The sequence below is a fragment of the Desulfitobacterium elongatum genome (assembly GCF_055378975.1).
On sequence record NZ_AP038772.1, the window covers coordinates 4,256,625 to 4,270,361 of the forward strand.

Annotated in this window: 12 protein-coding genes; 4 read left to right on the forward strand and 8 right to left on the reverse strand. The window is 42.2% G+C overall.

Annotated elements, in window-relative coordinates; genetic code table 11:
* Positions 1-16 precede the first annotated feature (16 nt).
* The 3 genes from ACZ42W_RS20070 to ACZ42W_RS20080 form a co-directional block, all read right to left on the reverse strand.
* Complete coding sequence (locus ACZ42W_RS20070; RefSeq protein ID WP_464167029.1) at positions 17-1,270, reverse strand: M24 family metallopeptidase; 1,254 nt, start codon at positions 1,268-1,270, stop codon at positions 17-19.
* Between the two features lie 38 nt (positions 1,271-1,308).
* Positions 1,309-2,640, reverse strand: a complete 1,332-nt coding sequence (locus tag ACZ42W_RS20075; protein ID WP_464167030.1) for an MFS transporter — start codon at positions 2,638-2,640, stop codon at positions 1,309-1,311.
* A 250-nt stretch (positions 2,641-2,890) separates the two neighbouring features.
* A complete protein-coding gene (locus ACZ42W_RS20080; RefSeq protein WP_464167031.1) occupies positions 2,891-3,352 on the reverse strand; it encodes an Lrp/AsnC family transcriptional regulator in 462 nt (153 codons plus the stop codon).
* Between the two features lie 474 nt (positions 3,353-3,826).
* On the opposite strand from ACZ42W_RS20080, the gene ACZ42W_RS20085 reads away from it, so the two are divergent.
* Positions 3,827-5,197 carry a citrate/2-methylcitrate synthase gene (locus ACZ42W_RS20085; protein ID WP_464167032.1) on the forward strand — a complete coding sequence of 457 codons (1,371 nt, stop codon included), beginning with the start codon at positions 3,827-3,829 and terminating at the stop codon, positions 5,195-5,197.
* Between the two features lie 193 nt (positions 5,198-5,390).
* On the opposite strand, the gene dapA is transcribed toward ACZ42W_RS20085, so the two are convergent.
* The 3 genes from dapA to ACZ42W_RS20100 all read right to left on the reverse strand — a co-directional run bounded on the left by dapA (position 5,391) and on the right by ACZ42W_RS20100 (position 8,595).
* The gene (gene dapA / locus ACZ42W_RS20090) at positions 5,391-6,278 is read right to left on the reverse strand and encodes a 4-hydroxy-tetrahydrodipicolinate synthase (protein ID WP_464167033.1); all 888 of its coding nucleotides are present in this window, start codon (positions 6,276-6,278) and stop codon (positions 5,391-5,393) included.
* 128 nt (positions 6,279-6,406) lie between these two features.
* Entirely contained in the window at positions 6,407-7,642 is a 1,236-nt protein-coding gene (locus ACZ42W_RS20095) for an NAD(P)-dependent malic enzyme (RefSeq protein WP_464167034.1), read from the reverse strand.
* A 41-nt stretch (positions 7,643-7,683) separates the two neighbouring features.
* On the reverse strand, positions 7,684-8,595 hold the full coding sequence (locus tag ACZ42W_RS20100) for an HpcH/HpaI aldolase/citrate lyase family protein (protein ID WP_464171115.1): 912 nt from the start codon (positions 8,593-8,595) through the stop codon (positions 7,684-7,686).
* 255 nt (positions 8,596-8,850) lie between these two features.
* Here ACZ42W_RS20100 and ACZ42W_RS20105 point away from each other — a divergent pair, with 255 nt between their 5' ends.
* On the forward strand, positions 8,851-9,189 hold the full coding sequence (locus tag ACZ42W_RS20105; protein WP_464167035.1) for a cupin domain-containing protein: 339 nt from the start codon (positions 8,851-8,853) through the stop codon (positions 9,187-9,189).
* A 20-nt stretch (positions 9,190-9,209) separates the two neighbouring features.
* Positions 9,210-10,121, forward strand: coding sequence for a sugar phosphate isomerase/epimerase family protein (locus tag ACZ42W_RS20110; protein WP_464167036.1), 912 nt, complete (start codon positions 9,210-9,212; stop codon positions 10,119-10,121).
* Between the two features lie 68 nt (positions 10,122-10,189).
* On the opposite strand, the gene ACZ42W_RS20115 is transcribed toward ACZ42W_RS20110, so the two are convergent.
* Positions 10,190-11,092: an SLAC1 family transporter gene (locus ACZ42W_RS20115; protein ID WP_464167037.1), complete on the reverse strand. Its 903-nt coding sequence runs from the start codon at positions 11,090-11,092 to the stop codon at positions 10,190-10,192.
* A 304-nt stretch (positions 11,093-11,396) separates the two neighbouring features.
* On the opposite strand from ACZ42W_RS20115, the gene ACZ42W_RS20120 reads away from it, so the two are divergent.
* Positions 11,397-12,278 (forward strand): LysR family transcriptional regulator, encoded by an 882-nt coding sequence (locus ACZ42W_RS20120; RefSeq protein ID WP_464167038.1) that lies wholly within the window; start codon positions 11,397-11,399, stop codon positions 12,276-12,278.
* Between the two features lie 207 nt (positions 12,279-12,485).
* Here the strand turns inward: ACZ42W_RS20120 and ACZ42W_RS20125 are convergent, their stop codons facing one another.
* Positions 12,486-13,619, reverse strand: coding sequence for a TDT family transporter (locus tag ACZ42W_RS20125; protein WP_464167039.1), 1,134 nt, complete (start codon positions 13,617-13,619; stop codon positions 12,486-12,488).
* Positions 13,620-13,737: the final 118 nt, after the last annotated feature.

Sequence of the window (13,737 nt, forward strand, 5' to 3'; positions counted from 1 at the left end):
GCACTCCTTTGTTTTGTTATCCGATAATTTGAATTTCGCCAGTTGGGAAAGTGTTGACCAGTTCCGGAGGTCCATCCTTTTTAATAAAATAGTTTGCGCAGGTTACAGCAAAGGCCTGGGGCGTTACGATGGATGGGTGATAAGAAAAGTTCATTCCAGCAGCTAGCTTAATCGTTTCTCCATGGCCGGGCAGCATCGCAGGCCTTTCCACAAGGCAGTAGCCCTGACTATGGCCGAGAAGTCTGGTCTCAGGTGGCTGTCCAATGCTCTTGAGAAACGCATTGAATTCATCAAATATCACATTGCAGTCGGCGCCGTCTACCAGACGATCTCTGACAAATTTATCAACCTCATTGCATATCCTCATGTTCTCGACAAGAGCGGGAGACGGGTCGCCGATAGAATAAATGCCGGAAACATGTCCGTACATTCCATTTGAGCAGTTTGCCTCATTAAGTAGTGTGATGGTATCACCCTTCTGGATGACGCGATTACTGTGAAAATGCTCATTGTACCACACGGCGGCCTTATTGTAGCTGTTAGTACCTAGAAGGAAAATGCCGTTTTCAGCACCGCGCTTATGGGATTGATGGCGCATCTCGGCATAGATGTCGATCTCTCTCATGCCGGGTTTAATGAAATCTCGGAGCCCGAAAAGGACTTCATCCTGGAGCTTAACTACTTCACGGATCATTTCAAGTTCTTCAGGGCTCTTAATAGCTTTTATGGCATCTATATCATCCGTGAAATCAACGAATTCAGCATTTGTCAGATTGGCCTTTACGTACTCGTGACACTGGACGGTCATGAAAGCAGTACCGACAATACCAATCTTTATCTTGCCTCTGTCTTTGAGTTCATGGACAACAATCTCGGCGTCATAGGCGGCAGTGTAGTTAATGCTAGGAAAATAGCCTCTTGCCCAGCGCCTTGCAACGCCCCGGCAACAATAGGACTCTGGAAAGCTGTTGGAAGGCCTCCAGGGTTTCTGTTCCTCATCGAATCCTCCGGAGCAATAAATGGTAACAATCTCCTTATCCTTGGAGAAAATGACCGTGGCACCATATTCGTCCCACGTAGGCATATCCGTAAACCACTTCACATACTGGCCCAAATAGTCGCTTCGCTGTGCAACAACGAGGTAATCTACGCCCTTTTCCTCCATGACCTTGACTGTGGCATCCCAACGTCTTTCAAGTTCATGGTCGGAACAAGACCATGTAATGAGTTCCTTCATAAGCTTACGGTCTTCAAGTGACATATTTATCATGTTTAAATCTCCTTTTGTCAAATAATTGCATTAACCACTTAGTTATTTAATGTTTTCGATGGTGGTACATCTTTTAGACTACTCTTTCTTATAAGGAGTACAGCCACCGCTGCTAATATCGCAGGTACTGCAAAGGAAGAAAACATTGTGCTAACAGATAATCCCGCAGACATCAGTACTCCGATTAACATTGGCGCGATGACACTACCCAATCGACCAAAGCTAGAACCCCAACCAAGGGCTGTTCCCAAAATAGATACAGGATAATTTTCGGTGGCATAGGCATAAAGCATATTTTGTTGTGATCCTATAAATAGTCCAGTTATCGCAAGAAGCGCAATAAATAATCCAAGGCTCATTTTTATCGTGACAAGATTAATCATAATCGCACATGCGATGTAATACACAAAGAGCACTTTTTTGAAACCAATCTTCTCTGCAATCACGCCTCCAACAAGGCTACCAACGATCCCCCCCACGGAAATGATTGCCGAAAACATCAAGCTTGATTTTAAAGTATATCCTAACATCGTCATCAATTTAGGAAGCCATGTCAGTACCCCAAACGCAATGTATAAATTGCAGAAGAACATAATCCAAATCATGACCGTATTCCAGGCACGTCCCTCTTGAAACAAACTTGCTAGCGTTGCTTTTGTTTTATTAACAGCACTTACTTCATAGACATCTTCTTCAGAAGGATGAAATTCAGGATCTGCTTTTTTTAAAATGTCCTGGATTTTATCGGTTTTACCTTGCTGTAAATAGGAATGCATTGATTCTGGTAAAACTTTGTAAATAATGGCAATAAGGACAACGGGCGCAAAGGCGATCCAATAGATTGCTCTCCAACCTACGTTGCCAATTAACACGACACCACTCAAGGTAGCGACGATTTGTCCGATCTGAATTGATGTGATGAGAAGGGTAACTAATAGACCTCTTCTTGCTTTGGGAGAGAACTCCGAAACCAGACTGGCAGAAACCGGTGAAATTGAGGCCATGCCCATACCTGCGATAAACCGTAATACTGCAAAAGTATTAACATCATTGACAAAACCACAGAGACCGGTAAAAATGGCATAAATCGACATGCCTATCATAAGCACCTTTTTTCGACCGATTTTGTCAGACAACATCCCAAAAAAGATAGCGCCAACAATCATACCCGCAAGCGCTGTACTTGCTAGAAAGCCTGTTTGGGTGGGATTCAAAGCCAGCTCTTTCATAATAGATGGAAGGGTAGTCCCATAAACATTCATATCGTAGCCGTCAAATACTACTGCTAATAAGCAGACACTAAAGATTGCCCAAAAGAATTTATTCATTTTGCTTTGGTCAATAACATCGTTGACATTGACTTTTCTCATCTACTTTATCACCCTTTCATTTAAAAAATGGCACTCATGTTGAACTGGAAAAAGCTAAGGCTACAGTTTTGACCTCTCTGTCGATATAGCTATATCACCTCCTTGCTAGCATTAAATTATCAATTCTTATAGCAAAAGCTAAAGAACTGAAAACGAAACTGAGATTGATTCATTCACCATTGTGAAAGAGTCCACAAGGTTATACACGAAGTGTCCAATAGTGAAACAAGGTAAGGCTATATTTGACAATTTATCTCATGTAAAGATCCGATTTATAGCGGTTCAGTAATAAGTAACTACTAACTTTCAGTACCCCCGGTATGGAATATATGTTTTCCTTCATAAACTCTGAGAGGTGCTGAGAATCCTGCAAACACGCATGTACGTGAAGTGATGTAGGACCAGTCATGTGATAGACAATAATGACATTGTCTTGTTTCGTTAACTCTTCCGCTACCTGATCAAGCATTTCAGGTTGGACTTCTATATCAAAAAATGCAGCAAGTGGACATCCTAGCGCCTCAGAGTCCAAAATAACGGTAAATTGTTGTATAACCCCTCTCTGGCTTAAACTTTGAATGCGATCTCGGACTGCAACCCGTGACAAGTTGATTTTCCGGGCAATTTCTGCGTTGGAGATTCTTGAATTATCTATCAATAAATGAAGAATCTCCTTATCAATTTCGTCGAGTTCCTTAATGGTTTCTAGCATTCGGACCTGACCTCCATTGATTTATTTAATAGTACAATACTTGCATTAATCTTCTATTCGTAAGCTCAAATTTATTATTGCATGAATTTTCAGCGATGTCTAACTAGTCTGACCTTACAAACGTCATTGTACCATCATGAAAATAGATTAATCGTAAGTCGCCGAATTACAAGAGTGAGAGCTGAACTTTACTTTCGTTATGGAATTTTTTGTATTACGATCAAATCGTCGCAAAATGCAAAAATGTATTATTCTTTTGGAATCAATAACAACATCCATAAAATAAATTCGTTAATCACAAGGCTACAACTTCACTGGTAATATTTACTATTATCTTGACATAATCTTAGTGACAACTTATAATTTTAATATAAGTTGTCTTATTTCTTTGATATAATTCACCTTAAAACCTTTAGCAGGTTCAAGACTGCTGCTACTCACCGGATCAAACTAGCGAAGAAGAGGAGTTGTGTGATGGAACAATACGAACTGCAACAATTTGAAGAAAAAATGCTTACTGACCTCAGTAACATTACTTTAGAGAAGGGTGCCATCAATCCCGAGCTTTACAGCAAATATGAAGTTAAACGTGGACTCCGAGACCTAGATGGCAGAGGTGTGCTCGTTGGATTAACAGAAATCGGCGAGGTTCATTCCTATATTCTTGACGAAGGGGAAATGGTTCCTGTTCCTGGCCGTTTAATTTATCGTGGCTTTGACATCAGTGATCTATCTAAGGGCTTCATGGAGGATAGACGCTTTGGCTTCGAAGAGACTGCTTATTTACTGCTCTTTGGAAATCTTCCGGATGAAAAGTCGCTTAAGGATTTTGAACAGCTTCTTGGCGTTTATCAGAAGCTGCCTGAGAATTTTGCGCGTGATATGATTTTAAACGCACCCAGTAAAGATATCATGAATGGGTTGGCGAGAAGTGTATTGGCCCTGTACTCCTTCGATGACAATCCAGATGATATTTCCGTCAAAAACGTTTTAAAGCAATGTATCAAACTGATTGCCTCTTTCCCCTCTTTAGCCGTCTATAGTTTCCAAGCCTACTCCCACTATCACGGAAATCAAAGCTTGGTTCTTCACAGCCCTCAGCCCGAATTAAGTTTAGCTGAGAACATTCTTTACATGCTGAGACCTAATCACAAATATACGGAGCTTGAGGCCAAACTACTTGATCTTGCACTTGTGCTTCATGCTGAACATGGTGGAGGTAACAATTCCACCTTTGTAACCCATGTAGTAACCTCTACCGGTACTGACACTTACTCTGCTATGGCAGCAGCCTTAGGCGCACTTAAGGGTCCGAAGCATGGAGGCGCTAATCATAAGGTTATCCAAATGATTGAGGATATTAAAGATCAGGTTGACAATTGGGAAAATGATGAAGAAGTAGCAGCCTATCTTACCAAGATTCTCACTAGAGATGCCTTTGACCGCTCAGGACTAATTTATGGAATCGGCCACGCTGTCTATTCCGTCTCGGATCCAAGGGCGGTAATTCTCAAGCGTTATGCTGAAAGGCTTGCCAATGAAAAGGGGCTGGAAAACGAATTTAACCTCTACGCCAAAGTCGAGAAACTCGCTCCAGAGGTTATTGCCCAGCACATGAAAATATATAAAGGCGTAAGTGCCAATGTCGACTTTTATTCAGGATTTGTCTATCAGATGCTTAATCTTCCCTTGGAGATGTTCACCCCAATCTTTGCCCTTGCCCGAATCGCAGGCTGGAGTGCCCATCGGATCGAAGAAATCGTCAATGCCGGGAAAATCATCAGACCGGCCTACAAAAGCGTAGTACGCAGACAAACCTATGTCCCCCTTAATGAGAGAGGTTAATCAGTATAGTCTTCCAACTACGTGTGACAGATATCATTAACGAATAAACCGCCTATTGATCAAAAAGTACGGAACCGAGTTTTCTAAACTTCAGTTCCGTACTTTTTTTACTCTATTCCTTTTTCCATTTCAGCTTCTCTTTATTACCTCCTAACTTTGACTACGAGACGGATTCAGACTTAGTTTGGATGTACTATAAAGCCAGAAGTTCATTCAAAAATTTCTCTTCCTCAGGTGTCGCTTCAACTAGAGGTAGCCTTACACCACCGACTTTTATTCCGGCCTGATTGAGTAAATATTTGATAGGCACAGGATTCGCAGTGATAAAAATTCCTTTGAAGATTGGTATTAACTTTAAGTGCCACTTGCGAGCTGTTTCGACATCTCCGGAGAACCAAGCATCAATCATAAGCCTCATCTCATCTCCAACGACATGGGATCCTACACCAACGACCCCACTGCACCCCAAAGCCAACATGGGAAGTGTCAACGAATCATCCCCACTAAAGATTTCGAATTCATCAGGTAAAATTCGCTTCAATTCACTCACTTGATCCATCGATCCTGAAGCTTCTTTAAGCGCTATAATATTGGGGATATCGCTTAAACGTTGAACTGTTTCAGGTAACAAATTTACAGAAGTCCTCCCCGGCACATTATAAAGCATGAGTGGAAGTGGGGTTACTTCTGCAATCGTGCGAAAATGACGATACAGTCCTTCCTGTGAGGGTTTGTTGTAATAAGGTACAACAGCAATCAATCCATCGACCTCAGCCTCTACGGCGCGAAGAGCCATTTTGATACTCGCTCGTGTCGAATTACTCCCCACACCTGCGAGGACTTTGGCCTTTGAGCCGACAGCTTTTTTCACAACCCTGAACAATTCAAATTTCTCTTCAGCTGTTAATGTGGGAGATTCTCCCGTCGTGCTTGCAACGACGATTCCATCTGAGCCGTGCACGACTAAGTGCTGGGCCAAGTTGGCCGCTACTTGAAAATCCACTTCTAGCTTTTCATTCATTGGCGTAACCATAGCCGTCAATAACCTTCCAAAACTCACTACGCTCAACTCCAATCCCATCCGATGCTAGCCGCCACTAAGACTCCTTACTCCCCTAACAAGCGTAGCCACAACCGTTCAACCTAAGAAACAGCCAGATTCCGGCTGTTTCTTAGCAGTATGAGAGAAGTAATTTCCATGAACTTATCCTATTTGCCTTGTTGGTCAAGTAAGCTTAATAAATTCTGTGCAACCTGTGCAGGATCTACTTTCTTTTTCGCCACACCGCTATCAATAGCTGCTTTTGCAACCGCGGCAGCTACTGCAGGAGCAACTCTGGTATCAAAAGCCTTCGGAATTATATAATCTACGTTGAGCTCATCTGGGCTAATAATTGAGGCGATTGCTTCAGCCGCAGCTATTTTCATTGCAGCATTGATTTCTTTAGCTTCAGTGTCAAAGGTACCACGGAAAATCCCAGGGAAAGAGAGAATATTATTAATTTGATTAGGATAGTCTGACCGACCTGTTCCCACGACAACCGCCCCAGCTTCTTTCGCTTGCTCTGGCATAATTTCAGGAACGGGATTTGCTTGTGCAAAGACAATGGCATCTTTCGCCATGGAGCGTACCATATCTTGGGTCACGGTATATCCCACGGAGATTCCGATAAATACATCTGCACCCTTCAAGGCATCCGCAAGACTCCCTTTAACCATTGAGCTGTTCGTCTTCTTAGCAATTTCATCCTTGTACTTATTCATGCCTTCTGAACGGCCCTCATAGATCGTTCCTTTGGTATCACACATGATGACGTTCTGGAGACCACATTCCATCAGAAGCTTGACGATGGCCATGCCAGCTGCACCGGCTCCGCTCGTAACAATTTTAACGCTTTGCAAATCTTTCTTTACGATTTTAAGGGCATTGATGACGGCAGCTAAGGTTACAACTGCTGTGCCGTGCTGATCGTCATGGAAAACAGGACCATCATATACTTCTTTTAATCGTTCTTCAATTTCAAAGCATTCCGGAGCTTTGATATCTTCCAAGTTAATACCACCAAAGGTGGGCTCTAATAATTTGCCCACTTCCACAATCTTGTCGATATCTTTTGTATTAAGACAAATCGGAAAAGAATCTACCCCAGCAAAATGTTTAAAAAGGAGCGTTTTTCCTTCCATGACAGGCATAGCAGCACGAGCCCCAATATCCCCGAGCCCAAGAACAGCGGTCCCATTAGATACGACAGCCACACAATTGGCTCTATTGGTATATACATTGACGAGCCCAGGATCTTTGGCAATTTCCAGACAAGGTTCAGCTACACCAGGTGAATAGGCCAAACTCAAATCATTATAGTCACGGCAGGGAACTTTGAGAGCTATCTTAATTTTACCCCGATGATCGGCGTGAAGCTTTAGTGCATCCTCTTTTAAAGACATAAAAGCACATCCTTTATCAAGTAATCATTTTGTTTTGAAATTCAGAATCCTGTTAGAAGAGATTTATTTTTTTTTCCCAATTTGGCATCGATTTCGGCTTGTGCGCCAAGGATATCGAGAGCATTGAGATACACCGGGGTATCCACCATCTTGTTTTTAAAGGATATTGCCGCTTTTCCCTTGGCAATCGCTTCTTCTTCGAAGACCTTTACAATCTCTCTCGCCCATTCTACATCTGCCGGATCTGGGGAATATAAACGATTCGAGGCTTCAACGAGACTTGGATGAACAATCATTCGGCCTTTATAGCCCATCTGACGACCTTCAGCCACGTTGCGCTCGTATCCAGCCGTCTCTGTGTAAGCGAGGAACGGAGCATCAATCGCGAGCACACGGGCAGCACAAGCTGCGACTGCCATATATCCTCTAGCAAACTGTTGTTCCACAGCTTCTGAAGTCAGTTTAACTTGCATATCACGAGTATAGTCAACAGCGCCGAAGATCGCGGCAACAACACGCGGGCTAGCTGCGCAAGACTCATAGGCATTGATGATGCCTATAGCTGTTTCAATCAATAGGCAGATCTTAATGCTACCGACTTCAAGACCACGATTCCGTTCTAGCTCCTCTAATCTCCAGTCAAGCCGCTGCACATCGGCTGCACTACCTGCTTTTGTCAGATTGATTCCTTTAAGACCTTCGCAAACTGTGGCTTCCAAGTCATCATTCGTCATGTTCGTTTCCCAACTGTTCACCCGAACCCATGCTTCTGAGCCAGTTGAAGCAGCATACTTAACGTTTTCACGGACCATCTGGCGTGCTTTTGCTTTTTCTAAAGGTGGCACTAAATCTTCAAGATCCAAAACAATAGCATCCGCATGGTACGTCAAAGCTTCCTCAAGGGCCTTATTATCGTTACCTGGAACAAAAAGCATGGACCTCATAATCGTCATCATTTTTTCCTCCTCACACATTTGAACTTCACAAGCGCTTGTTATGATTTCATTGTAGATACCCCTTTACATTAAGTAAAATACCTGTTCCGAATACAGTATATTTAGACACTGAATAAACACTCTGATCTTAAGATTATTCTTTTACTAGATAGGTGATATTCAAAATTGATATTTTACTACGCTATGTAAGCTCTTTATCATGGAGGTAGAACATCTATTAGAGTAAATAGTAACTATGGGGAGGAAAAAATCATGGGAAACAAATTCATGAAGATTGCCGGGATATTAAATAAGAATGAAATAAAAACGATGCTTTATGAGAGCGAGTGCAGTAATACAGCGATCATCAATTTAGTACCAGGGGAGCAAATACCAGCTCATCTTCACGCAAATGCTGACGATGTATGGGTAGTAGTTCAGGGGAAAGGTGAATTTCTAGCCGGCAAGAGGCAAGCTTTCCCATTAGAAGCTGGAATGGTTATACCTAATCTTAAGGGTGAAATCCATGGCATTAAGAATACCGGGAATACACCACTTGTCGTTGTCGCTGTCTCAGCTCCTGTGCCCGTTCAGACAACCTTTGTCGATTAAGCTTTTGGGAGGTTGTCCTTATGAATGAATCAATTCGGAAATATATGAAGCTAGGCCTAGTCCACTTTATGGCCTTCCCCCACGCGACAAATGGGGAAGGCCCGATCCTCGAGACCTTAAAGAAAATTGCCATAGATGATTATTTTGAAGTAGTCGAAATGACCTGGATAAAGGATTCAGCAGTTCGAAGCAAGGCCAAACAAATCATTGAAACCTCGCACATGGAGCTTACCTATGCCGGCATGCCCAGACTCTTGACCACCAAGCAGAATATCAATTCACTCAATGAAGTAGCACGGTTGCTGGCGCTAGCCAACTTGAAAGAAGGAATCGATGAAGCCTATGAGATGGGAGCTCAAGATTTTGCTTTTCTGAGTGGCAAATACTCCGAGGATAAGAAAGAAGAGGCGTATCAGGCACTGATTAAGTCAACCAAGGAATTGTGTGCTTACGCAAAATCAAAAGGAAATATGAAGGTAGCCATTGAGGTCTTTGACTATGACGTCGACAAATGTTCCCTCATCGGCCCGGTCACGTTAACCAAAAGATATGCCAAAGAAATATGTAAGGAATACGATAATTTTGGCTTAATGGTGGATTTAAGCCATCTGCCTCAACTTCGGGAAACGCCTGAAGAATCCCTTATTCCGGTCAAGGACTATATCATCCATGCGCACATGGGTAATGCCGTTGTTAAGGATACGTCTTTCCCTGCCTATGGGGACGCTCATCCGCGATTTGGCTTTCCCGGTGGTGCAAATGATGTCGATGAGCTTGTCGCCTATCTTAGAGTACTCTTGTCTATCGGTTTCCTAAATAAAGAAAATCGTCCTATCGTCAGTCTTGAGGTCAAGCCTTTCTGCGACGAGGATCCCGACTTGATTATAGCGAACGCGAAAAGAGTGCTAAATCTTGCTTGGGATAAAGTCTAACTAAGAATAGTGATTCATACTCTAGAAAAAACTGCCTTCAAGCAACGAGGACTTGAAAGCAGTTTTTTCTATTTAACAGAATGATTGGATCCTATCTGAGAAGGTGTGCCAGGTAATCGTTTACCGAAAACCACCTTGTGCACGGTTTTGACGAAAATAGAGAGCCAAAGAACTGTTAAGATTACAATTAGAAAAGTGGTATAACCCGTCGTTAGAGGCGATATAAAATAAGCAGCAATCTTTTGACTAGCAATCGTATACACCTGAAGAGAAAAGATAAAAATTTCCCACTCAATCCTTGAAGGAGTCTCCCTTTTGTACAATTGATGAAGGCAGAGTATAAGGATAAATCCCATAATCCAAAAGCCAACGCCCCAAAACAGGCAAGCAAAGAGATAAAAAGAGCCTGTACTGCTCAACAGTCCCATCAGCTGAATATTTTCAGCACTATCACTAATCGCACAGACCATCAGACCTACGGCCCCAAGGAGAATTCCAAAGAAGGAAATCATTTCTATAGAAGAAAGCGTCTTATGTGCTAGCCGGGCAAAAACAACTCCACTGAGAAGGTTAAAGAGAGTAAACCCAATGCCTAGGAGTACACCATTAAATATTAATATGAGCAAGGCCCCATCAGGGTAGAGAGTAATCGACATGTTCAAGACAGGATTACCAAGAAGTAAGGCCGTCATATTCGCCATAGGCACCATAAACCAAGTCAAATTGATAATTTCCGAAAGAGAGGATCCTTTCAGGTACATCCTTCGGGAAAGAGTATGTAGGGTAAAAAAAAGAACTCCAGCAACCGCGATTACCCAAGCGGAAAAGGCAAAGGGGTAAACTTGGGAAAGTTTGAAGTACGCTACAAAACGTGATGGCCATTGATAAAGGATATCAAACAAACTCAGAATCCCGATAATTACTGCAAAGCAAGCAAGGAAACGATACCTCATAGAATGTTTTTCCGACATTTAGTTAATCCTTTCAAGAATGCTTAACGTTGCTTCTCTCAAAGTTGGCTCTGGAAAACATTAGAAAATTGCACTATAATTAAAGGTGATAGTTTTTTCAGAAAAATTAATTCTCCTTCCCTGAAGCTTGCCTAAGTTCATTGTAGGTGATCCCTTCGTATGAAGTAAAATACCTGTTAAGAATAGTGTATATTCTGACAATAAATAAAGCTGTCTATCCGTGAAAGATTACGGTTAAAATTGATCATATGATTTGAAAGATTGGGAGATAGGCAAATTGACAGATTGAAAGGTGGGGGGATAAGTGGAAATAAGGCATCTCGAATATTTCATCGAAGTTTCACGCCATAAAAGCTTCAGTATTGCCGCCGAGGTAACCCATACCTCTCAACCGTCTATTAGTAAAGCCATAAAGGATTTAGAGATGGAATTGGGAAAAACCTTATTCTATCGCAGTACAAAATATGTCCAATTAACAGATGCAGGTGAAATTATTCTCGAGCAAGCTCAACAAATCGTTGCAGCCTTTAGAAATATCAATGCTCAATTAGAAGGTCTTACTAACCTTCAAACGGGGAAAATCCACATTGGATTACCTCCCATTACAGCCGTTACCACGTTTTCTCATTTGCTGGGTGCCTTTAAAAGTGAGTACCCTAAAATTCAAATTCAACTCTTTGAGTTTGGGCCGAAGAAGATAGAAGCCTCTCTTCAAGATGGCTTACTCGATTTCGGTATCTTCACTCCTGAGAACAGTGAGCTTTTCGAATGGATTTGGTTCGAGCAGGATCCGCTCAGTGTGATTATGCATCCAGCGCATCGCTTGGCTCAGTATGAGAGCATTGATTACAAAGACTTTGTTGAGGAACAATTGATTTTATACAATAGCGATTATAAGCTCCATGATATCATTATCGATGGATGTAGACGAGCTGGGATTAACCCAGAAATTGCCTTCAAAACCTCTCAGCGCGAATTGATGACACAAATGGTGGCGGCTAAGATTGGTCTAGCCCTCTTACCCAGCAAAATCTGTAAAGATCTTAATCCCGAAACGATTATTTGCCGTCCATTTTCCGATTCGCATTTATGCTTGCAGCTGGCCTTAACCTGGAAGAAAGGCCGTTATCTTCCTCACGCCGCTCAGGAATTATTGACTTTCTTGAAAAATAACTATCTTCTTTAGATAAGTGCATGAGTTGCCCTCCAATCGAGAGGTACCGATTTTTGTCCTTGCTCGAATTGCAAATCTGGTACATCATCCTTCGAAGTATAAAAAAGTACTGGATTAAGGTTAATGCAACCTTAATCCAGTACTTTCATCCTTTTCCCTAGTACCTTCCTTATGAGGAAACGAACAATTTATTGACCTCTCATAGACTCGATGATTTGACTAAGAGACATATTCGGACTTACAGGTCGAAGAATAGGGTGCCGTCTTAGACTTTTCTGGAATTGGAGTTCCGCAGAAAAGCTTCCCACTGATCACACCACGCACCGTATTCGCAAAGGTATATGCCCAAAGAAGGACTAAGAGAATCGTCAGAAAGGTAGCATAACCGGATGTAAGTGGAGTTACAAAAGCTGCCGCCACTTTTTGACTTGAAATGGTATACGCCGCCAAGGGGAAGATGAAGGCCCACCATCCCATACTAAAAGGAATCCCACCCTTACGAAGCTGGTAGATACTAATGATCATGATGATTCCGACAATCCAGATTCCAAAACCCCAGATGACTACAGCAATCAGATTAGCTAGATCAGTTGATGCCAAAAGCCCCATATTATGAGCATGCTTTGAGGCATCAATGATTGCACTTACAGCAAGCCCGACTGCACTAACGAAAATGCCAAAGGAAGGTATCGTTTCTGCCGGGGGCAGTGGATGATTAGCCAGCCGAACAAACACTATGGCACTAATAAAGATAAATAGGAAAAAACCGATACCGAATAAGGCGGTATTCATAATGAGTATGGATACGCTCCAGGATGGATGAAGTTTCGTGGTGAGCTCAAGTACTGGATTCCCAATGAGGGAAACTGCCATATTCGCAATCGGTGCCATGATCCAAGAGAAGTTAATCATTTCAGGTTTAGGAGTTTCTTCTACACGTATGATTCTAAACGTGGTGTAAAAGGTAAAAAAGGTTACGCCAACAATGGCAATAATCCAGAGTGTGAAAATTAGAGAATAAGTTAGAGATTCACCCAAATATTTACTCCAGATGAGATAAATATTCGTTCCCAAAATCGTCGTCGCCACGGGCATGGTGACAAAGAAATTACCTACAAGCGGGTGATTCAGATCACGACAGGCATACTCAAAATACCGGGTCCAGCGGATTACCCAGGGAACCAATACGACGAAATAAAGAATATCCGCAAGTGCGGCGAGTGCTATACCTAAAAGGCTACCCAGAGGAAAAGAATTCTGCCATAGATAGAGTATATTGGCCAATCCCCCTGTACCCATGATGACAGCGAACCAGGCGGGAGCTAAATATTTAATGGGATGACGTTCTTGCATTATTGAATACCCCTCTCAAGTCAGTGGATAAAAGCTATGAAGATAGAAGGATTCTAACCTCTATTCGGTTACTCTATAAATTATTCTCTTAAACTCATAGAAATCCTTCATATTCCGA